The organism is Paenibacillus sp. UMB7766-LJ446, from assembly GCF_030226665.1.
Classification (GTDB): Bacteria; Bacillota; Bacilli; order Paenibacillales; family Paenibacillaceae; genus Paenibacillus; species Paenibacillus vandeheii.
This window is the reverse complement of the sequence record NZ_JASOYM010000010.1, coordinates 113,265-139,634: the sequence shown is the minus strand read 5'-3', so window position 1 is coordinate 139,634 and position 26,370 is coordinate 113,265. Positions and strand designations below refer to the sequence as shown.

Annotated in this window: 29 protein-coding genes, 1 pseudogene and 1 riboswitch; of the genes and pseudogenes, 8 read left to right on the top strand and 22 right to left on the bottom strand. The window is 48.5% G+C overall.

All coding sequences use genetic code 11. The annotated features are described in order from the left end of the window. Positions 1 to 41: 41 nt before the first annotated feature. The 18 genes from QP794_RS22840 to serS form a co-directional block, all read right to left on the bottom strand. A complete protein-coding gene (locus QP794_RS22840) occupies positions 42 to 458 on the bottom strand; it encodes a pyridoxamine 5'-phosphate oxidase family protein (protein ID WP_076290637.1) in 417 nt (138 codons plus the stop codon). A 442-nt stretch (positions 459 to 900) separates the two neighbouring features. Next, entirely contained in the window at positions 901 to 1,359 is a 459-nt protein-coding gene (locus QP794_RS22835; protein ID WP_285079030.1) for an NUDIX domain-containing protein, read from the bottom strand. Between the two features lie 67 nt (positions 1,360 to 1,426). Then, a complete protein-coding gene (locus QP794_RS22830; protein ID WP_285079029.1) occupies positions 1,427 to 2,194 on the bottom strand; it encodes a LamB/YcsF family protein in 768 nt (255 codons plus the stop codon). Continuing rightward, positions 2,191 to 3,219 carry a 5-oxoprolinase subunit C family protein gene (locus tag QP794_RS22825; RefSeq protein WP_285079028.1) on the bottom strand — a complete coding sequence of 343 codons (1,029 nt, stop codon included), beginning with the start codon at positions 3,217 to 3,219 and terminating at the stop codon, positions 2,191 to 2,193. Before QP794_RS22825 ends, QP794_RS22830 begins: the two co-directional genes overlap by 4 nt. Continuing rightward, a complete protein-coding gene (pxpB, locus tag QP794_RS22820; protein ID WP_285079027.1) occupies positions 3,216 to 3,926 on the bottom strand; it encodes a 5-oxoprolinase subunit PxpB in 711 nt (236 codons plus the stop codon). Before pxpB ends, QP794_RS22825 begins: the two co-directional genes overlap by 4 nt. Before the next feature lie 39 nt (positions 3,927 to 3,965). Beyond that, the gene (locus QP794_RS22815) at positions 3,966 to 4,796 is read right to left on the bottom strand and encodes a DUF2785 domain-containing protein (RefSeq protein WP_285079026.1); all 831 of its coding nucleotides are present in this window, start codon (positions 4,794 to 4,796) and stop codon (positions 3,966 to 3,968) included. Positions 4,797 to 4,799: 3 nt separating this feature from the next. Continuing rightward, positions 4,800 to 5,390: a histidine phosphatase family protein gene (locus QP794_RS22810; RefSeq protein ID WP_285079025.1), complete on the bottom strand. Its 591-nt coding sequence runs from the start codon at positions 5,388 to 5,390 to the stop codon at positions 4,800 to 4,802. Continuing rightward, the gene (locus tag QP794_RS22805; RefSeq protein WP_024632247.1) at positions 5,387 to 5,977 is read right to left on the bottom strand and encodes a DUF1572 family protein; all 591 of its coding nucleotides are present in this window, start codon (positions 5,975 to 5,977) and stop codon (positions 5,387 to 5,389) included. The genes QP794_RS22810 and QP794_RS22805 overlap by 4 nt, the downstream gene beginning before the upstream one ends. A 27-nt stretch (positions 5,978 to 6,004) precedes the next feature. After that, entirely contained in the window at positions 6,005 to 6,334 is a 330-nt protein-coding gene (locus tag QP794_RS22800; protein WP_024632248.1) for a DUF952 domain-containing protein, read from the bottom strand. 51 nt (positions 6,335 to 6,385) lie between these two features. Further along, entirely contained in the window at positions 6,386 to 6,943 is a 558-nt protein-coding gene (locus QP794_RS22795; RefSeq protein ID WP_285079023.1) for a GNAT family N-acetyltransferase, read from the bottom strand. 19 nt (positions 6,944 to 6,962) lie between these two features. Beyond that, the gene (locus QP794_RS22790) at positions 6,963 to 7,361 is read right to left on the bottom strand and encodes a ribosomal maturation YjgA family protein (RefSeq protein ID WP_285079126.1); all 399 of its coding nucleotides are present in this window, start codon (positions 7,359 to 7,361) and stop codon (positions 6,963 to 6,965) included. A gap of 6 nt (positions 7,362 to 7,367) precedes the next feature. Continuing rightward, positions 7,368 to 7,919 carry a GrpB family protein gene (locus tag QP794_RS22785; protein WP_285079022.1) on the bottom strand — a complete coding sequence of 184 codons (552 nt, stop codon included), beginning with the start codon at positions 7,917 to 7,919 and terminating at the stop codon, positions 7,368 to 7,370. Positions 7,920 to 8,051: 132 nt separating this feature from the next. Further along, the gene (locus QP794_RS22780; RefSeq protein WP_285079020.1) at positions 8,052 to 9,158 is read right to left on the bottom strand and encodes an Ig-like domain-containing protein; all 1,107 of its coding nucleotides are present in this window, start codon (positions 9,156 to 9,158) and stop codon (positions 8,052 to 8,054) included. 320 nt (positions 9,159 to 9,478) lie between these two features. Next, positions 9,479 to 10,585 carry an undecaprenyldiphospho-muramoylpentapeptide beta-N-acetylglucosaminyltransferase gene (locus QP794_RS22775; protein ID WP_285079019.1) on the bottom strand — a complete coding sequence of 369 codons (1,107 nt, stop codon included), beginning with the start codon at positions 10,583 to 10,585 and terminating at the stop codon, positions 9,479 to 9,481. Next, the gene (locus QP794_RS22770; RefSeq protein ID WP_285079018.1) at positions 10,534 to 11,559 is read right to left on the bottom strand and encodes a polysaccharide biosynthesis protein; all 1,026 of its coding nucleotides are present in this window, start codon (positions 11,557 to 11,559) and stop codon (positions 10,534 to 10,536) included. Before QP794_RS22770 ends, QP794_RS22775 begins: the two co-directional genes overlap by 52 nt. Positions 11,560 to 11,728: 169 nt before the next feature. After that, positions 11,729 to 13,114: a sensor histidine kinase gene (locus QP794_RS22765; protein ID WP_285079017.1), complete on the bottom strand. Its 1,386-nt coding sequence runs from the start codon at positions 13,112 to 13,114 to the stop codon at positions 11,729 to 11,731. Further along, on the bottom strand, positions 13,107 to 13,754 hold the full coding sequence (locus tag QP794_RS22760; protein WP_285079016.1) for a response regulator transcription factor: 648 nt from the start codon (positions 13,752 to 13,754) through the stop codon (positions 13,107 to 13,109). Before QP794_RS22760 ends, QP794_RS22765 begins: the two co-directional genes overlap by 8 nt. A gap of 217 nt (positions 13,755 to 13,971) precedes the next feature. Then, the gene (gene serS / locus QP794_RS22755; RefSeq protein ID WP_285079015.1) at positions 13,972 to 15,270 is read right to left on the bottom strand and encodes a serine--tRNA ligase; all 1,299 of its coding nucleotides are present in this window, start codon (positions 15,268 to 15,270) and stop codon (positions 13,972 to 13,974) included. A gap of 382 nt (positions 15,271 to 15,652) precedes the next feature. Here serS and QP794_RS22750 point away from each other — a divergent pair, with 382 nt between their 5' ends. Continuing rightward, entirely contained in the window at positions 15,653 to 16,888 is a 1,236-nt protein-coding gene (locus QP794_RS22750) for an MFS transporter (RefSeq protein WP_285079013.1), read from the top strand. Positions 16,889 to 17,071: 183 nt separating this feature from the next. Here the strand turns inward: QP794_RS22750 and QP794_RS22745 are convergent, their stop codons facing one another. Continuing rightward, positions 17,072 to 17,560, bottom strand: a complete 489-nt coding sequence (locus tag QP794_RS22745) for a DUF2798 domain-containing protein (RefSeq protein WP_285079012.1) — start codon at positions 17,558 to 17,560, stop codon at positions 17,072 to 17,074. A gap of 185 nt (positions 17,561 to 17,745) precedes the next feature. Between QP794_RS22745 and QP794_RS22740 the strand changes: the two are divergent. The 7 genes and pseudogenes from QP794_RS22740 to QP794_RS22710 all read left to right on the top strand — a co-directional run bounded on the left by QP794_RS22740 (position 17,746) and on the right by QP794_RS22710 (position 23,501). Continuing rightward, positions 17,746 to 18,132 (top strand): annotated as a pseudogene (locus tag QP794_RS22740) (VOC family protein). Positions 18,133 to 18,149: 17 nt separating this feature from the next. Next, on the top strand, positions 18,150 to 18,926 hold the full coding sequence (locus tag QP794_RS22735; protein ID WP_285079125.1) for an NAD-dependent epimerase/dehydratase family protein: 777 nt from the start codon (positions 18,150 to 18,152) through the stop codon (positions 18,924 to 18,926). 55 nt (positions 18,927 to 18,981) lie between these two features. After that, a riboswitch (TPP riboswitch) is annotated at positions 18,982 to 19,094 on the top strand. A 226-nt stretch (positions 19,095 to 19,320) separates the two neighbouring features. Then, positions 19,321 to 20,361: an ABC transporter substrate-binding protein gene (locus QP794_RS22730; RefSeq protein WP_285079011.1), complete on the top strand. Its 1,041-nt coding sequence runs from the start codon at positions 19,321 to 19,323 to the stop codon at positions 20,359 to 20,361. Positions 20,362 to 20,607: 246 nt separating this feature from the next. Further along, the gene (locus QP794_RS22725; protein ID WP_024632265.1) at positions 20,608 to 20,898 is read left to right on the top strand and encodes a thiamine-binding protein; all 291 of its coding nucleotides are present in this window, start codon (positions 20,608 to 20,610) and stop codon (positions 20,896 to 20,898) included. Next, positions 20,898 to 21,656: an ABC transporter permease gene (locus QP794_RS22720; RefSeq protein ID WP_079348698.1), complete on the top strand. Its 759-nt coding sequence runs from the start codon at positions 20,898 to 20,900 to the stop codon at positions 21,654 to 21,656. Before QP794_RS22725 ends, QP794_RS22720 begins: the two co-directional genes overlap by 1 nt. Before the next feature lie 43 nt (positions 21,657 to 21,699). Beyond that, complete coding sequence (locus QP794_RS22715; protein ID WP_285079010.1) at positions 21,700 to 22,599, top strand: ABC transporter ATP-binding protein; 900 nt, start codon at positions 21,700 to 21,702, stop codon at positions 22,597 to 22,599. A 95-nt stretch (positions 22,600 to 22,694) separates the two neighbouring features. After that, the gene (locus tag QP794_RS22710; protein ID WP_285079009.1) at positions 22,695 to 23,501 is read left to right on the top strand and encodes a TatD family hydrolase; all 807 of its coding nucleotides are present in this window, start codon (positions 22,695 to 22,697) and stop codon (positions 23,499 to 23,501) included. 72 nt (positions 23,502 to 23,573) lie between these two features. Here QP794_RS22710 and nfsA read toward each other — a convergent pair whose 3' ends face one another. The 3 genes from nfsA to QP794_RS22695 form a co-directional block, all read right to left on the bottom strand. Beyond that, positions 23,574 to 24,317 carry an oxygen-insensitive NADPH nitroreductase gene (nfsA, locus tag QP794_RS22705; RefSeq protein WP_285079008.1) on the bottom strand — a complete coding sequence of 248 codons (744 nt, stop codon included), beginning with the start codon at positions 24,315 to 24,317 and terminating at the stop codon, positions 23,574 to 23,576. After that, complete coding sequence (locus QP794_RS22700; RefSeq protein ID WP_285079007.1) at positions 24,301 to 24,909, bottom strand: TetR family transcriptional regulator; 609 nt, start codon at positions 24,907 to 24,909, stop codon at positions 24,301 to 24,303. The genes nfsA and QP794_RS22700 overlap by 17 nt, the downstream gene beginning before the upstream one ends. A 228-nt stretch (positions 24,910 to 25,137) precedes the next feature. Then, a complete protein-coding gene (locus QP794_RS22695; protein WP_285079006.1) occupies positions 25,138 to 26,298 on the bottom strand; it encodes a YhgE/Pip domain-containing protein in 1,161 nt (386 codons plus the stop codon). Between the last annotated feature and the right edge of the window lie 72 nt (positions 26,299 to 26,370).

Sequence of the window (26,370 nt, the reverse complement as noted above, 5' to 3'; positions counted from 1 at the left end):
CACTGCCTCCCACTATGAAAAGGTGATTTTAAACATTAAAATTACTGCTCCCACACCTGATGCTCATGATCTTTGCCAGTGTATTCAATCCGATTGGGGGTAATGTCCAGAATGACATAATTGGGATCGTTCGGGCCGTCAAACCATGCTTTTAATTCATCATTCCATACCTGTTCACGCAAACCTTCATTTTTCGTCACTTCACAAGTTCCTTCGATCTCGACCACTTCCTTGGAGCCACCCGCTTCATAACCAAGCAAAAGGCTGACGTTCGGATTATTTTCCAGCTCTTCTACCTTGTGCGTACGACGGTTTGTTGCCAGATGAATGTTCATTCCATCGTTAAAAAGCGCCATATAGCGGGATTTCGGTTTACCGTTCTCCACCGTGGAGAAACTGCAAAAAGGGTTGTTTTCCAATGCTTTTACAATGTTTTGTTCCAATTCAGTCTGGTTCATGGGGGTTGCTCCTTTCGGTTAGGGGGTATATAAGCTGAACTAACTATCATTACACTAAAGCACTCCGCTGACAGACAACCTGCGTGGGCAGCCGTTACGGGTACGGATCGTTCTTTCGATCGCTGTTATCCCCAGATTTTTTCGATTCCCTTTTCTTAAGGGAAAATCCGGGGATAAAGGCGAACGCTATCGCTTCTACAGAATCGATTCCGTCCCCTCCACTACTTCAACAGTTCTTCCAATTAGGATGCCAAAGCCAAAGTTTAGATAGAACTAGTCATTTCCTAACATGATGGCTTCGCTTAATTAGACTTCCGTCCGCTCTGTTGCCGTGTAACTCTTGGTTTCCACTTATATTAAGATGTTGTATATAAGCCTGTACTTATAGTGTACCCACCTCACCTATGGTGAATCCATGAACCCGTTCATAAACGTGACAGTTTTAATTCAAATCTCCCAGGTAAATGCGTGATGAATTCTTATTTTGCAACAACTCACCAATTGTTTTCGGATATAAACGAACCTGAGACAGCTCTTCAAGGGCAATCCATTCTACAGCTACCTGATGGTCGTCTGGACTGGTGCCTTCGAAGATCGTAGCTTTCGGATCTATTAACATGCATTCAAAATAAAATTCAACCTGGTGCACATCGGCATCCCACTCGGCAAATTCGTGGTTTTTTCCAATGTACTCCCGGATATGCAGCAGTTCTCCCACGGTCACCGCCTGTCCAATCTCCTCCAGACATTCACGGGCAACCGCATCCTTGAGCTCCTCGCCTTTCTCTTGTCCTCCGCCGGGGAAAACAAAAGCTGCACCATATTGATCCTCCAACCGGATTACCAGCAGACGTCCATCCTGTACGATAACGGCCTTTGCCGAATTACGTATCGGTTTCATGTTATAGTTTCACTCCTTACAAATTCGTATAGTTCGCCCCCTACCTAGCCCTCGCTTACTGTAGCAATTATCTAGCAACTCCAGGCGCAGACAGCGTAACTCCCTCAGATTCAAGCAACGTACAAATCTCTTGAGCAAATGTAAGAGCATGCGCACCGTCACCGTGAATGCAAATCGTCTCTGCTTGAATGGGGACAAGTGTGCCCTCCGTTGACAGCACGATACCCTCTTTCACCATGCGCAGCACTTGAGCAAGGGCTTTTTCCGTCTGCTCGATGATTGCCCCGGGCTGACTGCGCGGTGTTAGTGTCCCATCAGGTGCGTAGGTCCGATCCGCAAAAACTTCACTTACGCTGCGCAGTCCAATGCGATCCGCTGCCTTTATCATTGCACTTCCGGCTAAGCCATATAGATACAGATCCGGTTGTACTTTATAAATGGCCTCGGCGATACCCTCAGCGAGCTGAGCATCTTCAGCAGCCATGTTATACAAGGCCCCATGAGGTTTCACATGATGCATACGCCCCCCGTATGAACGGACAAAAGCATCCAGCGCGCCAGTTTGGTATACAACCATGTCATAGGCTTCCCGTGGCGTAATGTCCATACGTCTCCTGCCAAAGCCTTGCAAATCCGGCAGACCGGGATGGGCACCGATCGCAACCTGTTGATCCATGGCTTGCTGTACCGTTTGCCGCATCGTTGCCGGGTCACCCGCATGAAATCCACAAGCGATGTTGGCTGAAGTAATCAACCGCAGAATCGCCACATCCGACTCCATTCGGTACACCCCGAAACTTTCACCCAGGTCACAATTGATATCCACCGTGTTCATTGAAGGCCCCCCATTTCTGCCAATCTCCTGCGAACCAGCTGATCGGTCAGCTTCCAATTCAGCTCCTGTTCCAGGAATAGTTGCTGCGCTTCTTCATATGTAATCTCCTTAAAAGCAACTTTTGCCCCGGGCCGTGCCTGTGCCAATATGGGCAAATCCACCCGGGCCACCTGTGCGATTACAGGATAGCCTCCGATGGTCTGATGATCGGCCATCAATATAATGGGCTGACCGTCTGCCGGCACCTGCACCGTGCCATAGGTGACGGCTTCAGACAACCGATCCATTGGCTGATCGAGTTCCAGCTTTACACCTTCCAATCGATATCCCATCCGATCCGATTGGGGAGAGATCACATATCGTTCTTGATGAAATCGTTCAAGGCTATTTTTATTAAACGCTGCACTATCCTTGCCCGGCATGACACGAATGACAGGATCAGCTTGGTAGGCGGGCCATTCCCTGCTAGACAAATACCAGGCAGGTGCATGCATCCGTCGGTTGTTCTTTTCAGCGCGCAGGCTCAGATTATGCAACGTCGCTTGCGCTTCGCGAGAAGCTTCCCCCACAGGCAACCTGTCGCCCACCTGTAAGGCACGCCCTTTCAGCCCACCAATACCTGTTTTGAGATCCGTGCTTCGGCTGCCCATGACCTCAGGTACTGCGGTTCCACCAGCAACCGCCATATAGGCCCGCAAACCAGAGTGGCATCGACCAAATCTCAGCACACTTCCAGCAAGAATCACGGTCGGACGCCATAGGGGAACAGGCAGGCCATCCACCGCTGCCGTCAGATCCGCTCCACATAAAGAGATCAGCTGATTTTCATGGAAATGAAGCTCCGGTCCCGTCATCGTCATCTCCAGCACAGCTGCATCACGGGAATTTCCAACCAATACATTCGCTGCTCTGGCTGCAAAGGTATCCATAACCCCACCTGGATGTATCCCGTACCGGCGAAATCCCGTTCTTCCTTCATCCTGCACGGTGGATAACAGACCTGGGCGAATGACCTCAATACTCATCGTTCGCCCTCCTTCTGTTCTAGATATTCCTGAAGTGATATCGACACAAAACGAACCCGATCACCCGCTGCAAGCAGGCTCGGGGGATCTTCCGTTGGACGAAATAGTGCCAGCGGCGTTCGACCAATACATTGCCATCCGCCGGGAGTCGATACCGGATAAACTCCGGTTTGTTTGCCACCAATGCCCACCGTTCCTGCTTCAACCCGAAGTCGAGGTGTGGGACGTCTGGGCGTAGCAATCTTCTCCGATAATCCGCCCAAATAAGGAAAACCAGGCGCGAATCCAATCATGTGAACCAGGTAATCGCCAGATGTATGAATTGCTATGACCTCATCTGGCGTAAGCCCATGTTTAGTAGCGACGTATTCCAGGTCGGGGCCGAGTTCACCACCATAACATACCGGAATAATAACTGTTCTGGTGCAATCCTCTGCTGCTTCTTCCATTGTATTCAAATGATGAAGCAGTACCCTGCATACCTCGTGGTACGGAATGATCAACGGATCATAAAACAGCGTGACTGAGGCAAACGAAGGTAACCATTCGAAGACACCCGGTATAAGGCTCTTTTCCAGTAAAGCACATACCGACATCACCCTCCGGTGCACCGCTTCAGATATGGCATCCCCACAACGGATGATAACCCCTGTTTCGCCCAGAGGAGACAGCAAATCCTCAGTCCATGAATACGGCATTTCGGTCATGCCATCTCCCTCCTTGTACACAAGTTTATTATCCGTTGATCATTGTTTCTCCAAAGCCTGCAAAATAAGTGAACGGACAGCAGGAAAAGGCTCTGCGTCTTCCGTCCGTATCGCAAGATAGAGCGTCTGCAAAAAGACGCGCACATTCAGGCTCATTTGGCTGATTTCCAGAAGAGATTTCCCCTCCGTCATTTCGTTTGGATTTAGTGAATCGATCCAAAACGAAATATCGTTTTGCTCCAGCAGATTGCGCCGAAGGATGGTGACCACTGCACGGGCAATCCGCTGATCCTCATCATGGATGTAAACTAGACTTGATTCGGTAATTTTCACTGCGAGCGCATGCAAAAGTTCCCGCAAAGCGGCCTGCTCCATATAAGGCGACTGCGCAAGGTCTTCAACCGCATCTGCCGCGTGTGCCGGAGCGTGCGCCCAGCCCTTATCATCGGCATAGCCACGAACATCTTCTTCACGCTCCAGATACGTAGTCAACCGCTGATGAATAAACTCTATATCTTCCTTTTTCAGAAAAGACCGCTGACGATCTACACTCAGAATTGGAGGCAGGAGCAGCACAGAGAAGGTTCGGGTAAACACACTGTCCGTGCCTCGTTCTCCGATTCCATGAAAAAGGTGCTGATCATCCAGCGCCATTTGTAACAGCTTCCCGAGCTGTTCTTCCGAAAATACACCCTGTCCAATCCAGGTCGCAAATGTAACATAGATCAGTTCATCCCGCAGGACCGGGTCCGGACTGCCAATATGCTGCATCATATGCAACGCCAATTCGTAAGGCTGTTCCACTTCATGGATGGATAGATTAGCCGACTGAATCTGCTGCAATTTCTGTTTTAATGCCAGAGCATCCATCTCTCAAGACTCCCTGGAGGAATCTAGATGTACGCTACAATTGTATAGCCCACACTGCCAGGATTCCGCTTCCCAAGAAATCCGGGTGATCGACGTGTTGGACAGCTTTGCGCTCACATCAAGCTCAGGCACCAGACCTCGCAGTGTATTACGAAGAATGGCGCCATGACTGACAACGATCACTTTACCATCGGGATGCTGGCGTACAATATCTTCTAACGCGGCACTACCCCGCACCGTGCCTGCATCCGCAAGCTCCCGGCCCAAATCGAGATTACTCCAATCCGCTCCCCAACGAGCTAAACGCTCAGCTTCGGTCGTACCTTCCACCTGTCCACCGCCCATCTCACGCAGCCTCGGGTCCAACTGAATCTCCTGAATTCCCAAGCGATCTCCGATGATGCGAGCCGTCTCACTTGCACGCTCCAGGTCACTTGCATAGATGGCATCCCATTTTTCCTCACTCAGTCTTGCGGCAAGCAATACTGCCTGTTCTCTTCCTTCCTGATCCAGCGGATTATCCGTTTGTCCCTGGGAACGTTTCTCTTTATTCCACGCCGTGCTTCCATGGCGAATCAATGCGATCTGTGTCATTGCTGTTCCTCACCTTTTTCTATACGTAATTCATCATCTGTAAAATGTTTTCGTGCCTTCGGTTTGGCAAATTTGCCACCATTATATTGACTAGAACCGTTTCTCGGAATGGAAAGACTGTTCCATGAGGTTTCTTTCAGCATTTTGGCTGCATAGATAATCTGTCCCACATGATAAGGATAGTGCGCCAATTGCCGGATGATTGCCTCCATAACGGTATGTCCTTCATTGCGAATATATATGATATGCGACAGTTGCTCCGGTGTAAAAGAACGAATGGCTCCAAGCAGACAGTTCCAGCCTTCCTCCCATTTGGCAAGCAGCTCTTCTCGGGTCGAGATATCATTCACGAATTCGGCATCTCGCTCACGCCACGGCTTCTCTCCATCAGTTGTCAGTACATCCGTCCAACGGGACAGCATATTGCCCCAGAGATGCTTCACAATAACCGCAATGCTGTTGGCATCTTCATTCCAGGATTGAAACAGCTGCTCAGACTCCAATTGCTCCATAGCCTTCTCCCCAAGCTGCTTGTAATACAGAAATTGCTTCTCGGCTGTATCCAGAAATACCTGATTCATATCCACACGTTCACAACCCTTCGCAAAATGTCTTTATTCAGGAAAAGAAAACGTCCCGTCCTCATTCGGTTCAAAGGAAATAACTTTTCGTACAGCGTCCAAATTAAGTTCACCATAAATATGTGGAAAAAGTTCATTCAACTCATACAGGTCCTCATACACCAGTTCCGGCTTCAAGTCCCTCTCATCAATACCAAGCAATAACAAATCCGTACGCCCTTGATAAAATTGAGCGGCTACCCATGGAATCTGTTCTTTGGTGGAACAATGAATGAAACCGTCCGTCTCCAGGCTATCCGGTGCATACACGCTCTGCTTGGATACCTGCTCCCATACCGCTCGGGAAATAATACTGTAGATCATTGTTCCGCCTCCTTCAATTTCTTCTATGTATCCTGCACGTCATTGGAAGTATTATAGATCATCCCGGATACGTGAGTACAATTTTTGATCTGTAAATATACCTTTGATCTTCAATTGTTTGCGCAGTAAACCTTCAACTGACATGCCCAGCTTCTCCATCACTCGTGCAGATCCGATATTGCCTGCATTACATTTCCCCTCCAGCCGATTGCAGTCCAATTCCTGAAAACAGTATTCAACAATTGGCTGCATCGCTTCTGCCGCGAGGCCTTTGCCCCAATAACTGCCGGCTATCGCGTATCCCAGTTCGGCACTCTGCATGGGTTCATTAAGATGAAAAATACCGCCTCGACCGATTAGCTTCCCCGTTTCCTTCAGAATAAAGGCCCATATATAGACCGTTTTCTTCTCATAATTGTCCAACACTCTTTGAATATATTGAACGGAGTCGTCCAACGTCTCATGGCAGTTCCACAAACTTTGCTGACTCACCCTCGGGTCGGAGGCAAACATAAAATAATCATCGAGGTCGTTAAGCGTAAGACGTCTCAGTATCAACTGCTCTGTCTCAAACTCAGGTGATTCTGCAAAAAGCTTCTCAATATTCACGTAGCCCCACTCCCCATTATCAAGCCTTCTTATTTCTTAGGAAATAACGGTCAATCCCATACACAAACAGAATGCCGACAGCATACCTCAGCAGATCCATCACCAGAAATCCATGTCCCAAAATAAGCGCACCCAGCACCGTTGAACGCACTTCGTTCAGCCAAGGGGTCTGAATTATTTGTGAACATTCGATGGCCCAGCTGAAAATCAGACTAACTATCATCGCCCACTCTCTGCTGCGATTAACCCATAACATGCGTATCCCAAAATAGATCATTCCTGCCCACAAGGCGTCACCAAAATGCTCACGCACAAAACCCGGCAAAAGTGCACCAAAGTGCCTGGATGCCAACCCTGCCGCCATAGTTATGATCACGGCGGTGAAATAAATGAGCCTGTCTTTGCTAAATACGGTCATCACGAATTAAATGCCCTCATCAAGCACTTTTAGAATAAATTCCGTTTTGGCAGTGGTATACACTTCTCTGTCGTCCTTATTCTCATCAGCAAGCTTCACCTTCAGGGCTGCGTATACCTCAACCAGATCCGGGCGTTGTCTCAGCACGTCCCGAAACTGGATTTGGCGATCCCAACGTAACTCTTCTGGGCGCATCAGATGAAGATGTACTGCTCTCTTGCCATCTTTCACCCTGACCCAGAATCGTCTGTATTCCCGACCATCCAGTTCAGGGGGAACGTAGTTCCATCCTACCGGATTCAGCTGATTGGCAATCAAGTCCATATCATCCCATGACTGCACCTCCGCCATCAAATCAATAATGGGCTTGGCGGGCAACCCCGGAATAGACGTGCTTCCGATATGTTCGAATCTATGAATATTGAACTGCTGTAACAGGTCTCTCAACTGCCGGATTTCTTCCTGAGCTAGTAGGTCCCACATGGGATTGGCCTCAACAATCTCTACCGATTCTGTCGCCCACGCAGGCCAATTTTCCGGTTGCAAGTGATTTGTCATTCAGATGCTCCCTCCTTTACAGGATTGAATTTAGATTTTTTTATACCTAAAAGGGGCGTATGTCTACGCCCCATCTGTTTCTGTTCATGATGATGAAATGACCTCAATTGATTTGCTTGATTCGATGAAACTTTATTTTACCGTTACCGGTATCGTCACTTTTTTATTGCCCCATTTGGCTGTGATTGAAGTTTTGCCTTTACCTACGGCCACAATCTTGCCACCCGTTACTGTGGCTACACTTGGTTTGGTGCTGCTCCACACAGCACTGCTCGTTACAATCGTCGTTTTACCTGTATCATACTGCGCCATTACACTCAGTGTTGTACTTGCCTGCGGCGATAACACGAGTGTTTTCTGGCCTGTAATCAGCTTTTTGAGCAAAGGAACGACGGTAACCTCTGCCTTTATTGTGTGATTTTGATAAGTTCCTGTCAAGGTGGCTTGTCCTTCCGTCAGTGTTTTCACTGTACCATTTTTGACGGTTGCTACAGAATTGTTGGAAGACGTCCACGTCACCTGTTTCGAAAGATTAATCGTTTTCCCATTGGCATATGTACCGATGACCTTCAACGCTTTGGATTTCTTAATATTCAGCTGCATGACAGCAGGTGTCACTTCAACTTTGGTGATCTCATCCGTGATGGCTACGGGAACTTTAACCGTCTCAGAGCCATATTTGCCTTGTAGCAGCACTCTGCCAGGCGTAATTCCTTTAATTTTCCCACTTTCCAGCACAGCGGAAGCACTGGATACCGTCCATACAATCTCCGACGTGACGTCTTCTTCCTTGCCATTTGCACGCACAATGCTTACTTTGGGAAGCGTACTTTCACTCCCTTTGACAAAATTATAGGAACTCGGGGAAGCTTTAATGCTTTTAATTTTATCCTGAACCTTAACCAGCAATTGTGCTTTGGCACCATTTACCTGTGCATATATCGTTGCTTCTCCTGCTGCTACAGCCTTTACCTTGCCTTTTGTTATGGTGACAACCGCATCGTTACTCGTGGACCATGTGACTCCGCCGGTAACATCCTGTTTGTTATCAAATCCTTCAACAACCGCCATGACTTGAAGCGTAGTTGTCTGGGACACACTCATCTGCTGCGGACTGCTGTTGGTAATTTCAATGGACGTCACATCACCCGTGGCTGCCAGGGCAAGCGAAGGGGCCAGTACTGCCAATACTAAAATAAGGGCCAAGGTGCCTCGTATTGCTTTTTTGATTCCATTCATTGCAATCTTCATCTCCTGTAATCCAATATTTTACTTCTATTATATTATATCGGAAACACATTACATAAAAGTGAATAATGTTGGAGCAAAATCTCGGATATGAGGAACATTCGACATCTGTTCTCCGATGCAGCCCTCCCTATATTCCAAAATAAGCAGAGGCATTCTGCAAGTCATATGGAAGTGACTGAAGAATGCCTCACGGAGAGGATAGAAAAAACCTGGAAAAGCGAAGTGTTCGCCTTTATAAACGTTTTGAGATAATCAGGATAGATACGATGAGCAAAAAGAACATCACCAGCAACAGTTCGGGAAATATTTTATTCATCTTCAGCCTTTTCCACCGAGGAAACCGTTGTATGAATAAGCTCCAGAACCTTTTCAACGGCGTTCTCCGTGCCACTCGCCTTCATATGGTCTATCATACGCTCCCTCTCCTTATATACGAGGTCAATATCTCGAAGGAATGTCTGAGCAGTCAGCTCCTCCTCATGGAGAACCCTTGCATACCCTCGCTCCTGGAAATACTTCGCGTTCAGCGTCTGTCCAACACGAGATCCGCCATGGGCATGGGGAATGAGAAGCATCGGCTTCCGAAGTAATAGCCACTCATGGATCGCATTGGAGCCTGCACGTGACACAACCATATCTGCCATAGCCATTAAATCCGCAAGTTCTTCATGCACGAATTCGAATGACTTGTAGCCTGCAATCCTTGGGAAGGATGAGTTCAATTTACCTGTACCACATATATGAATGATTTGATAACGCTTGAGCAGTTCCGGCAGTGTTTCAAGTACCATCCGATTGAGCCTTTCCGATCCCTGACTACCACCCATAATCAACAGAATAGGTCTGTCGGAGACAAATCGGCAAAAATGAATCCCCCGCGCACGGCTGCCAAACTTTAACTCCTCCCTGATTACAGGGCCTACGTACACCGTCTTTCCCGAAGCTTCCGCGGAGGCAAACGTTGTTGTATCCATAAACGTGGTACACATGATTTGAGCGTATCGCCGTGACAGCCTGTTGGCCAGACCTGGATGAAGATCCGGCTCCAGAATTAGAACAGGAACCCGGTTTAAGCTGGCACCTATTACAGCAGGAACAGCCACAAAGCCTCCTAACGAAAAGCAAACATGAGGTTTAATTCGCAAAATGAGTAGATAAGCCTGCAACAATCCGAGCATAAGCCTGAACACATCGGAAACATTCGCCCACGCCCAATATCTTCTCAACTTGCCTGTCGCAACCGCATGATAGTGAACAGCCGGAATTTTGCTGATTAAATGGCGCTCGATCCCATGCTTGGAACCGATATAATGAATCTCCCATTCCTCCTGGAGCAGTCTGGAGATTAGAATGAGATTGGCTGTCACATGACCGGCGGAGCCGCCTCCTGTAAATATGATCCTCCGCTTGAACACAGAAATCCCCCTCTCCACAGCATATCGCGTACCTCTGCCTTGGTCAGGATGACATCCTCCGAATGATATCCTCTGCCAGCAGAAGCAGATGCCCGACATCCCTCTTTTTCCACTAATTTGGATGAAGGGGAGGCAGTGACAACAAAGTAGGACTTCTCCTCTTCCACTTCACAAACGTTTTCCCAATCTGAAATCAGTGTCTCATACAGCCGTTCTCCCGGCCGGGCACCGATGAAATGGATCGGAGCATCCTTGTGCCCAGCATCCTCTGCCAAAACCTGTGCGATATCCGTTATTTTGCAGGATGGCATTCGAGGTACAATAATCTCGCCGCCCTCACATTGCTCCATCGCCGATAGGAGAATCTCCACGCCCTCTCCAAGGGGAAGAAAAAAACGTGTCATTCTGGAATCGGTAACGCTGAGAGGCTGCTCTAACTCAAGCTGGCGTTTGAATAACGGGACTACGCTGCCCGTTGAGCCAAGAACGTTCCCACTTCGTACACATGCAAAGCTTGTAGCAGAGCGGGTGTCCGCTAATAATATCAACTTTTCCCCGATGGCCTTGGTCATGCCGTACATGCTGGAAGGATTCGCTGCCTTGTCTGTAGAGACATATACTACCTTCTGCACGCCATTCTCGATTGCAGCATCAATAACGTTCTGCGTTCCGATAATATTGGTTTTGACCGCACAATCCGGTTGGTCCTCGCAGACCGGAACATGTTTAAGTGCCGCCAGATGAAAGACATAATCTATATCCTTGCAGGCACCCGCCAGCTCCCATCGGTCTCTGATATCCCCCAGTACAAACTTTACTCTCGGGTCAGAGATGGCTTGCCTCATTTGAGCCTGAAGCGATTCATTTCGTGAAAAAATACGTATCTCTTTTGGCTCCTTAACGAGCAATTGTTTGACCAACTCTTCTCCCCATGAGCCTGTGCCTCCCGTTATTAAAAAGGTTTTATTGAACATTGGATATCCCTCCATGAATTAAGTTCTGCTTTGGTGATAAGCCTATCCTAAGGCCATTGTGTTACATCAGTATGACGACAGGGAAACCATTGACTTCCCCCAAGTTATCTGTGCACATTCAGGCCGGATCACACGAAAAAAACCACCATCTGCATGGCGGCATCCACAGTTAACGCTGTATTAAAGGTAAAGAAAAATAAAACATAACCTTTCCATCGGCTACTCCAAGACCATATTCAGCGTGGTGGTTCTCCAGAATCGTTTTGGCTATAGACAAGCCCAGTCCCGTTCCACTAAACTTTTTGCTGCGCGAGCTATCCATTACATAGAAGGGCTCCCAAACCTGATCCCACTGCTCGTGTTCTTTTTTATCCGTTTCATTGGCAATGCCAAAATGTGCCGCTTCCCCTTTTAGCTCAAGTGTAATGGTTATTCGGTCGCCACTTGTATATTTCACCGCGTTGGTCATCCAATTATGCAGAACAGACTCCAGCTTCCGTCGATCAGCCAGCACCCAGGTCTCGTCAGCCCAACGATCCTCCACTTCCACATGCAAATCATGCTGCTGAAATACGGTTTCATAGGTATGAAGGGTCTCCGTGAGCAGTTGGCGAAGATCAACAGGTTCAAAATCGTATACTTCGGCCTGCAGACGGGATAACTCCAACAGTCGGTCAATTAATCCAGCCAGCTCCTCGCTTTGTTGCTGAATTACTCCAGCATAGGTTCCGTCATCCAGGCCATCCTGAATACCAGAGGCATAGACTCGAATCAGAGAGAGCGGTGTTTTCAATTCATGCGAGATATCCGAGATGAACGTTCGCAGATTGGCATTTTTTATTTCCAGTGAATGCTGCGCCTGCTGTAATTTGTCGCTCATCACATTGATACTGCGCCCTAATGACTCAATCTCATCACCTGTCTTTATATCAACCTTCGTAAACGATAAGTTGGAAATGGCCTCAGCCGTTTCACTTAGCTTCGCGAGCGGTTTAACGATCCGGGCGGTGTACAGCACGGACAGCAGGATGAGCAGCAGCAGCATACCGAGCCATATATACGCATTGAACTGATTAATAATTCGAATCGTCTCCGTTGAATGCGAGATGGATTCCCCAACTGCAAACACCGAATCCCCCACCTTCACAAAGTTGACGAGAAAGCTTGATTTTAACTTGGTCTGATCATAGAATTTATTAACCCGTGCACCCTCACGCAGCGCAGAGATACTCTCTTCTGTCAGCCAAAATTTACTGAGGGCAATCCCCTTACGGTTATATTGCCATAACAATTGATCGTTAATATCATTTACACTATCATTCAACGAAGCATAAGCGATAGCGACTTCGTATTGCGTTTCAAGGCTCTCCATCCGTTGTATTGGAACGTCATGTCCTGAGGCAGAGATTTCAGTTGTTAAATTGGCCAGCTTTTGCTTTTTTTGATACAAAAAATAGGTAGGCAGAAAAAATGTATTGACGATAAAGGATAGGAAGAAGACCACACACAATGCACTGATAATACGCACGAGCAGCTTACGGGTCAGTTTACTCATCTTGATCCTCTAGGCAATAACCCATTCCCCGGTACGTTTTGATCGAATCTTCTCCAATTTTCTCACGCAGTCTGCGGATATGTGTGTCTACAGTGCGCTCCTCGCCGAAGTAATCGAAACCCCACACCTGATCCAGCAAAATTTTACGAGTTACAATCTGACCCTTATTCATTCCCAGAACCTTCATTAATTCGAATTCCTTATGGGTGGCCCCTACATCCACTCCACGACGATAGATCTTCTGGCCATCCAGATCGACGGTCAATTCTCCCACAATGATCTTGGAGGAAAGTTGCAGCAGTTTCTTAACACGCAGAAGCAGGATACGCGAATCAAAGGGCTTGCGCAGATAATCATCCGCCCCGGCTTTCAAGGCAACAAATTCATCATCCGATTCCCCTTTGGCTGTCAACAGCAGTACCTTCGCCCGGCTCGTACGCTTGATTTCCCGACACACCTCGATACCGCTGCGACCTGGCATCATCCAATCCAAAACCGCCAAATCGACCTGGTTATTATAAAAGAGCTCCAAGGCTGTTTCCCCATCCTCGGCCAAAAGCACCTGAAATCCCTCTTTAACGAAATAAGCTTTCAAGATTTGCAGCATCAGCGGCTCATCATCCGCAAGTAGCAGATTCATATCTGCGCCTCCTTTCCAAACTGGATTCTACTATACAATCTGTACGTTACAGCTGTGTGACATACCCGGCTTGTTTGCCATTTCCAACGGTTCTGTACTGCAGAACCCCATAACATAAAAGTGCCGCCCACTCTACTAGTCCTAAAACCACAGGCAAAACAAAAAGGAACCCCGGAATAGAGTTCCTTTTTGTTTCTCAACACAGCCTGTAATCCGTTTAATTCTCTTCCTCCTGATGTGGCAAAATCAAATATTCGGCACCACCCATATAGGGCTGAAGTGCGGCTGGGATGCGAATGCTTCCATCCGCCTGCTGATGATTCTCCAACAATGGAATCAGGATGCGTGGCGAAGCTACAGCTGTATTGTTCAACGTATGGCAGTACGCAAGCTTGCCTTCGGCATCGCGACAGCGAATATTCGAGCGCCGAGCCTGGAAGTCATGCAGATTCGAAGACGAATGTGTCTCTCCGAATGCATTGCGGCTTGGCATCCAGGTTTCAATATCGTACTGTTTGTACGTTTTCTGCGACATATCGCCTGTACACACAGCCACCACACGATACGGCAGCTCCAGCAATTGCAGCAATTCCTCAGCGTGTCCCGTAATTTCCTGCAGCATTCGCTCCGATCCTTCTGCATCCGGTGCACAGAGAACGACTTGCTCCACTTTGGCAAATTGGTGCACCCGGTACAACCCGCGCACATCCCGCCCACCCGAGCCGACCTCACTGCGGAAACACGTCGATACGGCAGCCAGCTTGATCGGCTCCTGCACATCAACAATCTCATCCGCATAATACGAGACCAGCGGCACTTCCGATGTTCCCACCAGCCACTTGTTCTCGCCTTGCAATTCATATACCTGATCCCGTCCTGTGGGGAAGAACCCTGTGTTCAAGAGCGTGTTCTCCCTCACCATCAACGGGACCTCCATTGGCGTAAATCCGTGCTTCAGCAGCAGATCAAGCGCAAGTTGCTGTACAGCCCGGTGCAGGAGCAATCCTGCGCCTTTCAGTACATAGCTTCGTGTTCCACCGATTTTCACTCCACGTGGGATGTCGATTAGATCATGCCGTTCACCAAGTTCCACATGATCTTTAGCCTCATAATCGAACACCGGTAGCTCACCCACACGTCTTAGCTCCACATTATCCTCGTCCGATGCGCCCCTTGGTGTATCCGGCGATACGACGTTGGGAACCAACCATTGCAGCCTTGTCACTTCCTCTTGCACAACGGCAAGCTTGGCTTCAACTTGTTCTAACTGACCATTCAGCTGTTTCACCTGTTCCCTTAAACTCTCGGCCTGTTCACGCTCACCAGCTTGCATCAGTCTACCGACATCTGCAGATAACGAATTACGTACTCTACGCCCTTCTTCCGTTTCCAGTAAAAGAGCTCTGCGCTCTTCGTCCCGTTCCAACAATTCACGAATACTGATATTGATCCTCTTCCCGTCTGCCGCAGCTTGCACCTCTTCTGCATGCTCTCGAATCCACTTCATTTCCAACATGGTCACCGTCTCCTTTGGCTGTAAAAATACAAAGAGCGCCCTCATCCCTTGGGACGAGGAGCGCTCTGCTCGCGGTGCCACCCAACTTGCCAAACCAGAATATTCTGGTTCAGCCTCTTGGTCCGCGATAACGGGCGGTTCCGGTTAACTTGGGGATTGGTTCGCTCCCCTGGCGAAAACGCCTCCGAGTTGGATGCTCTTCAACGGCATGGTCCGATCTGTAATTGTTGTTTTTCAGTATATACGAACTTTAGCCTCCATTGCAAGTTATCCGTGCACACCCTTACATGTCCTGTTATGATAGAGATTGTTTGTTTTTAGGAAATGCTCCTGAATGGCAGACTTACTACATATACATAATCTTTAGAAGGAGTTTTTCTTCATGAAAAAATTACTTTGGATTGGATGCTTGTCCTATTTCCTCATCGGGCTTGCCCATGTGGTTCTCGGCTCCATCCTGCCCGTTGCACTCGAACATTATGGGAAGGATTATAGTCAGGGAGGCACACTGATATTTGCCCAATTTGCCGGGTTCCTGGGTGGTGTACTGTTATCTCCGTGGTTGAATAATCGCTTTGGCAAACGAGGCGGTCTATTAATTGCCGCGGCTCTGCTCTGCATTGCAGAGTTATCCTATATGCTGCTACCTCCTTGGGGCTGGATGTTCGTCATTGCACCAGCAGCCGGATTCGGATTCGGCATGATCGAGGCTGTTATCGGTACAATCATCATTGCTGCAATTAAAGACAATACGGCGGTTGCCATGAGCCGACTCGAAGTGTTATTTGGTATCGGGGCCATGGTTATGCCGCTCATTGCCAGCGGACTGATCTCTGCCGGATACTGGCGTATGTCATTTCTGGTGGTTGCCGCCTGTGCAGCGATGACCTTTATCTTCTGGGCCAAAAGTTCATTCGGTGAGCTGGACAGCGAGTTGAGTCGACGTAGCTCGGGCCAGACTTCTGGACACGCTCCAGTAGCTGAATCGCCAGATGGAACGAACCCTCCAGACATGAAGCCAACCCGTTCAACCTATCAAGGCTGTAATTTGGCTCTTCTGTCTTTATTTGTTCTATTTTTCTTTCTTTATGTCGGCACCGAGATGAGCCTGGCCAACTTCATGCCAGCCATTCTGATTGAGAAAATGAACATGAAGGAAGCAGGTGCCGCGCTTAGTGTTACCTGCTTCTGGATTGCCATGTCTGTTGGACGACTGTTTGCCGGATATATTGCGGAGAGATTCCAATATCGCGTCTACGTGCTGTACAGTTGTCTGGCAGCAGTTGTACTGCTGATGATATTTCCTTTTACCAACCAGATCTGGTCGGCATTTCTAATCATTCTGTTACTCGGCCTTGCACTGTCGGGTGTGTTCTCCATTGCCCTCGTTTTCGCCAGCAAAATGCTGCCTGGAACAGAAGAATCGACGCCCAGCATCTTGATTGCATCAGGTGGGGTTGGCGGTGCCATTCTGCCTTTGGTTACAGGCTGGAGCCTGGATCATCTGGAGGTGAACCAGTCCGCATGGATGCTTGCCATTTTTGCAGTCGGCCTGCTCATGATCAGCGTAATCGCCTATCAATGGCAGCGCAGGCATACTGTAAGTTCAGCATCGTAACATCTATTGAAGGATGATAAATAAGATTCCAATTACACAGAGCTGTAAAAAGATAGGTTTCGTAGCCGTGAATGCTATGGAGCCTTTTTTAATTTAAAATGAACTATTACTTCTTTATTTTAGAGCAGTGGACGATTGCCCAGGAAATACTTTCAGGAGCTCTAAAATCGGAACTAACATTATTTAGGTTGAAGGGACTACATTCCCCTTATCCTTAATAAATTTACCGAATACATATCGAACGAGTGGTCCTAGAATAATAATTTGGTAAGGAAGCGCCAGGCTGAAATTACGAACAATCGTATGAAGATACGTACTTAGTACGGATGCTCCATTTAACTGATTCGCAAGATAAGCGGAAATCATTCCGTACAAGGACATGATCAGAACCATTCCAATAACCATGAAAAATGACATAGCGAGAACGCCCAAAATTTTATTGGATTTGTCAAAAGGTAAGGAAAATGCAATTTTTCTCGCTACAGGTCCGACAATGAAGGACTCCACCAGGAACGCAATGATAAAACACAATATGAATTGAAGCAGTACTTCAAGTGCGGACATCTTGCTCAATAACCCATTGTGCCATAAATTGAAAGTCATCATGACGACAACCATCCCTGTACACATCATCAACCCAAAATAAACATGTTCCTTTTTCGTTGTTGGCAATTCCCTCATCCTTTCTGTTTACCTTCGTAATTATAGAGATCACACCCCCCTCTTCATAAGTGAACATTCTGTGAACAATTCTAACTTTTCCAAATAAAAATCGGATTTGACAACCCCGTAGTCCAGCCCTATGATATTCCTTAAAATGGCAGAATGATTCATCTACTACAAGGAGGATTTTGGATATGAGTTTTCAAAAGCGCATTGACCACGTCGGCATCGCCGTTCGTGATCTGGAGACCACACTCCGCTTCTATACGGAGATTGTTGGTCTTGAATTGAAAGACCGGGTAACCCATACCAACGGCGTCATTTAGCTCGCCTTTCTCGGCTTCAACGGAAGCAACGAGACCGAGATTGAGTTGATTCAGGGATACAGTGACAAGCTGCCTGCCGAAGGAACGGTGCACCATTTTGCCATTCATGTCGATGATCTTGATTCTGAATACGAGCGCATTAAGGCAACGGAGGCCGAATTTATTGATGGAGAGATCATTGCACTGCCTAATGGTTACCGTTATTTCTTCATCTATGGACCTGAAAAGGAATGGATTGAGTTCTTCCAGCGCTAAGAATTGGAGCTGATTTGATGAACATTTTAATTACCGGAGCAGCCGGAAAAATTGGACGCGACTTATCTCAACATTTATCAGAGGCATTTCACCTGCGACTTACGGATCTGAGTATCGACAGACTGCATACGTATTCTGGGACAGGCCATGAGATCATGGCACTGGATGTGACCGATCCCGAAGCTTGTCAGCAAGCGTGTGAAGGTATGGATGTGGTTGTACATCTAGCGGGAGCCCCCTCCCCGTATGCCGGCTTCTATGAATCTTTATTGGACATCAATATCAAAGGTACATTTAATGTATTCCGTGCGGCCAAGGATCAAGGCGTACGAAGAGTCATCCTGGCAAGCAGTGCACAGACGATTGAAGGGTATCCCATTGATGCCCAGATCTACCCGGACATGCCGACACGCCCACGGAATTTGTACGGGGTTAGCAAATGTTTTGGTGAATCGCTCGCCGCCTATTTTGCATATACCGAGGGGTTACATAGTGTTGCAATACGTATTGGGGCATATGATGATTTCCAACCGGATGGGCCGCCACTTGAGGCTCGTGATATGAGCGCGTATATTAGTCCGGCTGACTTGTGTGATCTGGTGTTCAAATCGATTATAGCTACAGATCTGGAGCCTTTTACCATACTGCATGGGATCTCGAATAATCGGTTCAAACGATTGAATCTGGAATCCACGCAGAAACAAGTGGGGTATGACCCGAAATCCGATGCTTTTGCACTCAGTCAGATTTCCCTCTACGATACGCCACGATTCGTCCCTCCATCCAGTTCCTGACTGGACATACATCGGCCTCTGGCCTATAATTACACCTAGTAATGCCCGTAACTTCATAGTTTCCCAGGGGAGTCGGAATTGGCCGGCTGAGAGTGTATCCCACCAAGATACTGACCCTTAGACCTGATCTGGATCATGCCAGCGTAGGAATCGGAGTATATCGAATTGGCCCAGCCCAGTCTCTTTGCTGAGTGCCACATCTCTAACGCCTGCACGCGTCCCGGATTTACGGGGCGCTTTTTTAATGTTCTTTTATATAGTCAGAGAGCTAAAAAAAGTGACGTCATCCGGATCATAGCTGGTATAAATCTGTCGATTTATGCAAGAAGCTTGGATATGAAGCCAAGGAGTACCCCGCGCCACTGGCCGGACAATATGAAGGAGAGAAATGAAGATGAGATGGCGTAAAATGATGGGACTGCTGCTCTTGTGCGTGCTGCTGGTAACTGTGGCCGCATGTGGCAGCAAAGAAGCTGTACCTTCAGGAGAGAACGGCGGCAGCAACACCGAAAACAGTAGCGAAGGTGACAATGCAGCCCTCAAGGATATTAAAGTGGTGCTGGACTGGACACCAAATACGAATCATACCGGCTTATATGCGGCCGTAGATCAAGGCTTTTATAAAGCCGAAGGCTTAAATGTCGAGATTGTTCAGCCAGGTACCGGAGGCGCGGATACCATGGTTGCTTCGAACGAAGTGCCTTTTGGCGTAAGTTATCAGGAGAGTGTGACCCAGGCCCGCACACAGGGCGTGCCGCTCGTGTCCATCGCTGCAGTTATTCAGCATAATACATCCGGATTTGCTGCTCCGGTAGATCGAAACATCAAGTCTCCCAAAGATTTTGAAGGCAAAACCTATGGTGGCTGGGGCTCCCCGGTAGAAGAGGCCGTGATGCAGTCCATTATGGAGGGCGAAGGTGCGGATGTATCCAAAGTGAAAAATATTAACATGGGCGATGCAGACTTTTTCACCGCTGTGAAACGCGATATCGATTTTGCCTGGATTTTCTACGCGTGGACAGGAATTGAAGCCGAACTTCGCGGAGAGCCGATCGACATGCTGTATGTGAAGGATTATTCCGAAGCACTGGATTACTACACACCTGTGCTTGTGACGAATGAACAGACGATTCAGAACGATCCCGAGCTGGTTAAAGCGTTCTTGAAAGCCACTTCTGAAGGATATCAATATGCGATTGAACATCCCGAAGAAGCTGCCAACATTCTGATCAAGGCCGTACCGGATTTGGACAAGGATCTTGTACTCGCAAGCCAGAAATGGCTGAGTCCGAAATATCAGGAGGACGCACCACGCTGGGGTGAACAGAAGCAAGAAGTATGGCAGAACTACACGGATTGGATGTTTAGCAAAAAACTGCTCGATGAGCAGGTAGATGTGTCCAAGGCGTATACGAACGAATTTCTACCCCAATAAAAATAGTTTAAATTTAACTTTTTTTACACCAGAACGAAGAGTGCAGAACCCATCTGAAGAAGCGAAGCGGTCGCCTAAAAGCTTTCTGAAAGAAAGCTCCTTCGGAAGCATATGCTATCCCCGGATTTTCCCCATGGGGAAAATCTGGGGATAACAGCGATCGGAAGAGGGTACTGCAATCGGAGTGGTTTAGTGTAAAGCTGGTTTAACTCATGCAATTTAACCCGAAAGGAAAAGTGATCTTTCATGGCAAGCACACTACTTAGCATTCAAGTCATTCCCAAAACGCCCAATGGCGAAAATTCCTATCCATACGTTGATCGTGCCATTGAAGTTATTCAGCAGTCAGGCTTAAAATATCAGGTCAATCCACTCGATACCACAATGGAGGGAGAACTGGAGGAGCTGCTGGAGGTTGTTCGCAAAATGCATGAAGTTCTTGTGGAAGCCGGCAGCCCAAGCATCATCTCACAGATCAAGATCGCCCATAGCCCGAGCGGTTTCAGCATGGACACCCTGACGGAGAAATATCGCTAATGCATGCCTATTGGAAAAGCGTATGGCCGCCCTTCGTGGCGGTTATTCTCTTTATAGCGGTATGGCAGGGAGCTGTCTCCCTGTTTCATATCGAAAAATGGATGCTGCCTGCGCCTTCTGACATCGCCCATGAAGCGGCCTCTCAGGCCGAGCGGCTTGGCATGCACGCATGGGCAACCATCCAACTGACATTGATCGGGTTTGCAGCAGGCACACTTACGGGATTACTGATTGCGATGGTTCTGCATCTGATTCCATTTTTGAAATCTGCACTCTATCCATTACTTATTCTTAGTCAAAATATACCGACCATCGCGCTCGCTCCGCTCTTGCTGATCTGGTTCGGATTTGGGCTGCTGCCCAAACTGATTACCATCATTTTGGTCTGCTTCTTCCCGGTGGCTGTAGCTGCCATGGACGGGTTGACCCGCACCGATGCGGCGATGATGAACTATATGCGCATGGCTGGCGCCAAACGAGGCTCAATTTTCTGGAAGCTTGAGCTCCCACATGCGCTGCCCTCGGTGTTCTCAGGGATCAAAATTGCCGCTACGTACAGCGTCATGGGTGCGATCATCGCGGAATGGATTGGAGCAGATAAGGGTATCGGGTATTATATGATGCTGCAAAAATCGGCCTATCGGACGGACCGTCTGTTCGTGGCAATCATGATTATTGTGGCACTGAGTCTGCTGCTCTTCCTGCTCATTGCGCTACTGGAGAAGCTGCTCGTTCGCTGGCGACCGCAGAAGCGATAATTTTGAAATATGCCCTATATAAAGGTTAGGAAGTGATGACAAGATGACACCCGAACACAACGAGCGGGCAGCTGCTGCGCCGGATGCGAGTACAACCACTCCAACGGGTAGCGGAGATCCTGAACATAAAGCCGTGACCTTAACTGCTAATCATTCATCGCCAGCATTGGAAGTTCAGAATGTGCATGCCTCGTTCCGCGAGCGGCGTAGCACATTACCCGTTCTGGATGGCTTGTCCCTGAACGTGGAACAAGGAGAATTCGTAGCCATCGTCGGTCCCTCCGGCTGCGGCAAAAGCACCCTTTTCCACATCATCGGCGGTTTGCTGAAACCACAGGAGGGCCAAATTCTGATGAATGGTCAGGATGTTACCGGACAGCGCGGCAAGATCAGTTATATGCCGCAGCAGCCTGCCCTCTTCCCGTGGCGTACCATTGAAGACAATGTGCTGCTTGCTGGTGAGGTGTCTGCGGACACACCGCCACGGTCCGAAGCGCTTGCCAATGCCCGGAAGTGGTTGGGCAGTGTCGGACTGGCCGGATTCGAACGAGCCTATCCGCATATGTTATCGGGCGGCATGCAGCAGCGGGTTGCATTTCTCCGCGCCCTGCTCAGTCCACAGGAACTGATGCTGCTGGACGAACCATTCAGCGCGCTGGATGCACTGACCCGCAGCGACATGCAGCGCTGGCTGCTCGATATCTGGGAACAGAATCGCCGCTCGGTGCTGTTCATTACGCATAATATCGAGGAAGCCTTGCTGCTTGCTGATCGCATCTATGTTTTATCGAACCGGCCTGCAGCCGTACTGCACGAGGTCGATGTTCCCTTTGAACGTCCACGGCACGAAGCGATCACGGAGGAACCTGCTTTTCTTGAGCGTAAGCGGCAAATTTCCCAGTGGATGAGAGAAGAACAACAGAAGACCCGCCTATCCAAATAGTGCGGGTTTTTAAGTTATTATTTTCCTGAAATGGGTGATCCAAGAGAGACTAAGTTACGTAACATTGGTAAAAGACAAAAAGGAGGGGTTTATCCATGCACTCAACCGCTTTTGCACCCTTGATCGATGCACATCTTCACCTGGACAAATATACACCTGAAGAACAACGCGAGATGCTGCATTCCTTCTCATCCCAGCAGGTTGAAGCCGTCATCGCCGTCTCCATGAATCTGGCATCTGCCCAAACCAATCTGGAACTAGCTTCACAATACCCTCGTACCGTATATCCGGCCTTTGGTTTCCACCCTGAACAGGCCCTGCCGTCCCTGGCAGAGCTGGATCTGTTCTTCCACTGGATCGAAAAGTATATCGGACAAGCTGTAGCGATTGGGGAAGTTGGATTGCCTTATTACAACCGACAGGAAGCCGAACAATCCGGACAACCCTTTGATCAGAGCGGCTATATCGATCTGTTGGAGCGATTTATCCAGCTGGCGAAGCGGCACAGTAAACCGATTGTACTGCACGCTGTATACGAGGATGCCGATATCGCCTGTGACCTGCTGGAGCAATACCATTATCGCCGCGCTCATTTCCACTGGTTCAAAGGTTCCAAGCGGACCGTCCAGCGCATGGCTGATAACGGACACTTCATCTCATTCACACCCGATATCATCTATGAAGAGGAAATTCGCGAACTGGCCCGCCAGTATCCTTCGGAGCAAGTTATGGCAGAGACCGATGGACCTTGGCCCTTCGAGGGGCCCTTTCAGGGAAGAATGACACACCCTGCCATGACCAGACAAGTGATTCAGGCCTGGAGCGAAGTGACTGGTATGGGCACAGAGCGGGCTGCGCGCCTCTTTTATCAGAATACGAAACGCTTCTACGGTCTTCCTTAGACGCTATTCATAAGCACCAAAAAAAAGAAGTCAGCCGGCATCCGCCGTACTGACTTCTTTGGAATTCACTCTTTAACGCTTCAAGAACCCTTTACCTTCGAGAAAAGGCTTCATCTGCAAGCGTACCGGCTCTGTGAGACGTTTCGCCATCATTTCGGACCATGGTGTCGAACGTTCCCCCTGGGTACGCTCCTTCATGTATGCAGCGGTCGTTACGTCATAGCTCTCTACGCCCTTGAGCGTCTGTTCAGCATTATAGCGACCATGGTGAAGCACCGCATCAAGCGGCAGACGCGGACGAATGCCCGTCTCCTGATCCGCAACACCAATGCACATGCCATAGACCGGATAGACACCTTCAGGCAAGCCTAACACTTCGTTGACTTCTTCAATGCGGTTACGCAGCCCGCCAATATAGACAATACCGAAACCTAACGACTCGGCCGCAAGCGCCGCATTTTGTGAAGCAAGCGCAACGTCAATTGTCGCTACCATAAAGTTCTCAGTGGAGTCCTCATAGGATTCCTTCTCCGGCAAGTGACGTTTAGCAGCATCACTCAGACGATAAAGATCAGCACACCACACAAGAAACACAGGACATTCGTTGACGTAAGACTGATTGCCCGCCAATTCAGCCAATTTGGCCTTCTGCTCCTGTTCGGTAACAGCAATTACAGTATAGGCCTGTACACTACTTGAAGAGGAAGCCATTTGCCCGGCTGCCACGATTGCTGCCAGCTGTTCCTCGCTTACCGGGTCTGGCTTGAATTTCCGTACAGAGCGGTGTTTCATCATCAATTCAATGGTTTCGTTCATTGCCATTCACTCCCAATCCTCGTAGTACGAATTCAATGGTTTGCTCGGCCAGCTCATCTTTATTCATGTGCTGATAGTCAAAGCTAAACCGTGAATTCTTGGCCCGTTTGTGCGCCAAAGCCACACCCATGACCTGAAGCATCGCATAAGACACGGACTCTATTTGGAACACACCCTGCTCCTTGCCTTCACGCAGCAATTCCCTAACTCTGGTCCAGACGGGGTCCAGAAAGCGAAACACGGTATCTGTGCGATGAGTACGAAGTGTAATTTCCAGCTGTACAATATCGCTCATCTCCCGGTCCGTCATCGTGAACTTTACGACTTCACCTATGATTCGTCGGATACCTTCCACGGGGGAGGACATGGACTCTTCAGCCAACTCGTTCATCATATGATCAGGAAAAAAGTGCTCAAATAATGCTTCGAACACCTTTTCTTTGCCGCCAAAATGATATGAGACCAGCGACACATTCGCACCCGCCTCATCACAGATTTGACGAACACTTGTCCCATCATACCCCTGCTGTGCAAAAAGTTTCTTGGCTGCAAGCAGAATCCTCGTCTTGATATCCAATTCCGGTTCCGTCATTCGTTCCGCTCCTCTTGTCCGTTCTATTCATATGCTCCAGCTCACCGGGCTGCAGCAAGACTGCTCTATCGTTTCATTATGAAAGTTTGTGCATCAAAGCGCAAGGTTTGCCGTCTGCAATCCTGCAAAGCTAACTATCTCAACCTACTATTAAACCAAGCACCCCGGTGAAAATCACCGGGGTGCTTGATCATATCCTATGAAGACCATTACGTCTGGAATATTAGCTTAGCTGTTCATTGGAGCCGGGCTTGGTACCCCGGCTGGCATGCGTTGTTTTTTCAACAACGTCACTACCAGGGAGAGGGCTACTGCAATGACCAGTACAATAGCAACCGATCCAGCTGCCGCTTGGACACCAGGTCCTCCGAGCTGAACGCTCAGAATACCTTGTACTGCATACGTTGCAGGCAGATATTGCCCAATGCCGCTGTAGAAGCTGTTCAGCAATTCACGTGGCACCATTGCACCGGAAGATACCAGTTGCAGAGACAGTGAAATGATATTGAACAGGCTTCCCGCCGGTCCGAAGCAGATCAGGAAGAACTGGGAGAAGAACATGAATGTGCAGAGGAACAACGCCTGGAACAACCAGAATGCGATAAATCCTTGCTCAATCTGTCCGCCCAAGGACACAATTAGTGACGATCCCAGCAGGGAAACCACCAGGGCAGACCCAATGTTAATAACCATTCTTGCACCGAACAAAGTCAAACGAGAGTATGTAGTGGACAGCATACCCATCACTGTCTGCAGGTTCATACCCATGATCATGGCTCCTACATAAGAAGCTAGCACCATCATCATCGGAACCATCTGGTTATTCATGCCGTTAACCGGATGGATTGAAGTGGTTGTACCTTCCACACGGGTAGTCAGGTTGGTAGCAGCTTCAGCAGCCTGATCCGCAGGCGCTCCTGCAGCCGTCAGCACGGTCTGTACACCCTGAGCTGTTGCTTGCTTGTTAATCGTGTTCGTCACGCTTTGCGACACGCCTTGCATCATGCTTTTAATCGTAACCGGGTTCGCCTCGTTAATGGTGTACTTAATTTCGGCGGTGGAACCGGCTGTCTGAAGCAGTTCATTAAACCCTGCCGGAATATTCAGCACCATATGAATCTTGCGATGGTCTAACTCATCCAGCGCTTCAGCGGCACTCAGATTAGATACGGTATGAAAAGGAAGCGTCTCGGCCATGCGATCTGCGATCCCCTTGGACTGCTCTCCATCCTCATTGACAACGGCAACCGTCAATTCATTCATCCGGTCATTCACTCCGGAATATGCTGTCATCCAGATCACGCTAAAGATCACTTGGAACATAAGTGCCGTCACGATCCCTACAATTACTGGTGGTTTTTTCAATAACACGCGTAAAGCCTGTAACATAAATAATATCCTCCATTACTAGATAGTTCTAATTTGATTTAAACGTTTGTTTGAATCAAACGATTGTTTTAA

Excerpts from the sequence above, each read along its gene's own strand:
- QP794_RS22815 (WP_285079026.1), bottom strand. The coding sequence starts at position 4,796 with ATGGATGCTCTGGCATTAAAACAGAAATTGCAGCAGATTCAGTCGGCT.
- QP794_RS22835 (WP_285079030.1), bottom strand. The coding sequence starts at position 1,359 with ATGAAACCGATACGTAATTCGGCAAAGGCCGTTATCGTACAGGATGGA.
- pxpB (WP_285079027.1), bottom strand. The coding sequence starts at position 3,926 with ATGACCGAAATGCCGTATTCATGGACTGAGGATTTGCTGTCTCCTCTG.
- QP794_RS22750 (WP_285079013.1), top strand. The coding sequence starts at position 15,653 with ATGAAAAAATTACTTTGGATTGGATGCTTGTCCTATTTCCTCATCGGG.
- QP794_RS22785 (WP_285079022.1), bottom strand. The coding sequence starts at position 7,919 with ATGACAAATCACTTGCAACCGGAAAATTGGCCTGCGTGGGCGACAGAA.
- QP794_RS22810 (WP_285079025.1), bottom strand. The coding sequence starts at position 5,390 with ATGACACAGATCGCATTGATTCGCCATGGAAGCACGGCGTGGAATAAA.
- serS (WP_285079015.1), bottom strand. The coding sequence starts at position 15,270 with ATGTTGGAAATGAAGTGGATTCGAGAGCATGCAGAAGAGGTGCAAGCT.
- QP794_RS22700 (WP_285079007.1), bottom strand. The coding sequence starts at position 24,909 with ATGACGGAACCGGAATTGGATATCAAGACGAGGATTCTGCTTGCAGCC.
- QP794_RS22730 (WP_285079011.1), top strand. The coding sequence starts at position 19,321 with ATGAGATGGCGTAAAATGATGGGACTGCTGCTCTTGTGCGTGCTGCTG.
- QP794_RS22725 (WP_024632265.1), top strand. The coding sequence starts at position 20,608 with ATGGCAAGCACACTACTTAGCATTCAAGTCATTCCCAAAACGCCCAAT.
- QP794_RS22720 (WP_079348698.1), top strand. The coding sequence starts at position 20,898 with ATGCATGCCTATTGGAAAAGCGTATGGCCGCCCTTCGTGGCGGTTATT.
- nfsA (WP_285079008.1), bottom strand. The coding sequence starts at position 24,317 with ATGAACGAAACCATTGAATTGATGATGAAACACCGCTCTGTACGGAAA.
- QP794_RS22790 (WP_285079126.1), bottom strand. The coding sequence starts at position 7,361 with ATGACCGTATTTAGCAAAGACAGGCTCATTTATTTCACCGCCGTGATC.
- QP794_RS22710 (WP_285079009.1), top strand. The coding sequence starts at position 22,695 with ATGCACTCAACCGCTTTTGCACCCTTGATCGATGCACATCTTCACCTG.
- QP794_RS22760 (WP_285079016.1), bottom strand. The coding sequence starts at position 13,754 with ATGAATCTGCTACTTGCGGATGATGAGCCGCTGATGCTGCAAATCTTG.
- QP794_RS22840 (WP_076290637.1), bottom strand. The coding sequence starts at position 458 with ATGAACCAGACTGAATTGGAACAAAACATTGTAAAAGCATTGGAAAAC.
- QP794_RS22765 (WP_285079017.1), bottom strand. The coding sequence starts at position 13,114 with ATGAGTAAACTGACCCGTAAGCTGCTCGTGCGTATTATCAGTGCATTG.
- QP794_RS22800 (WP_024632248.1), bottom strand. The coding sequence starts at position 6,334 with ATGATCTACAGTATTATTTCCCGAGCGGTATGGGAGCAGGTATCCAAG.
- QP794_RS22715 (WP_285079010.1), top strand. The coding sequence starts at position 21,700 with ATGACACCCGAACACAACGAGCGGGCAGCTGCTGCGCCGGATGCGAGT.
- QP794_RS22770 (WP_285079018.1), bottom strand. The coding sequence starts at position 11,559 with ATGTTCAATAAAACCTTTTTAATAACGGGAGGCACAGGCTCATGGGGA.
- QP794_RS22825 (WP_285079028.1), bottom strand. The coding sequence starts at position 3,219 with ATGAGTATTGAGGTCATTCGCCCAGGTCTGTTATCCACCGTGCAGGAT.
- QP794_RS22780 (WP_285079020.1), bottom strand. The coding sequence starts at position 9,158 with ATGAATGGAATCAAAAAAGCAATACGAGGCACCTTGGCCCTTATTTTA.
- QP794_RS22735 (WP_285079125.1), top strand. The coding sequence starts at position 18,150 with ATGAACATTTTAATTACCGGAGCAGCCGGAAAAATTGGACGCGACTTA.
- QP794_RS22830 (WP_285079029.1), bottom strand. The coding sequence starts at position 2,194 with ATGAACACGGTGGATATCAATTGTGACCTGGGTGAAAGTTTCGGGGTG.
- QP794_RS22695 (WP_285079006.1), bottom strand. The coding sequence starts at position 26,298 with ATGTTACAGGCTTTACGCGTGTTATTGAAAAAACCACCAGTAATTGTA.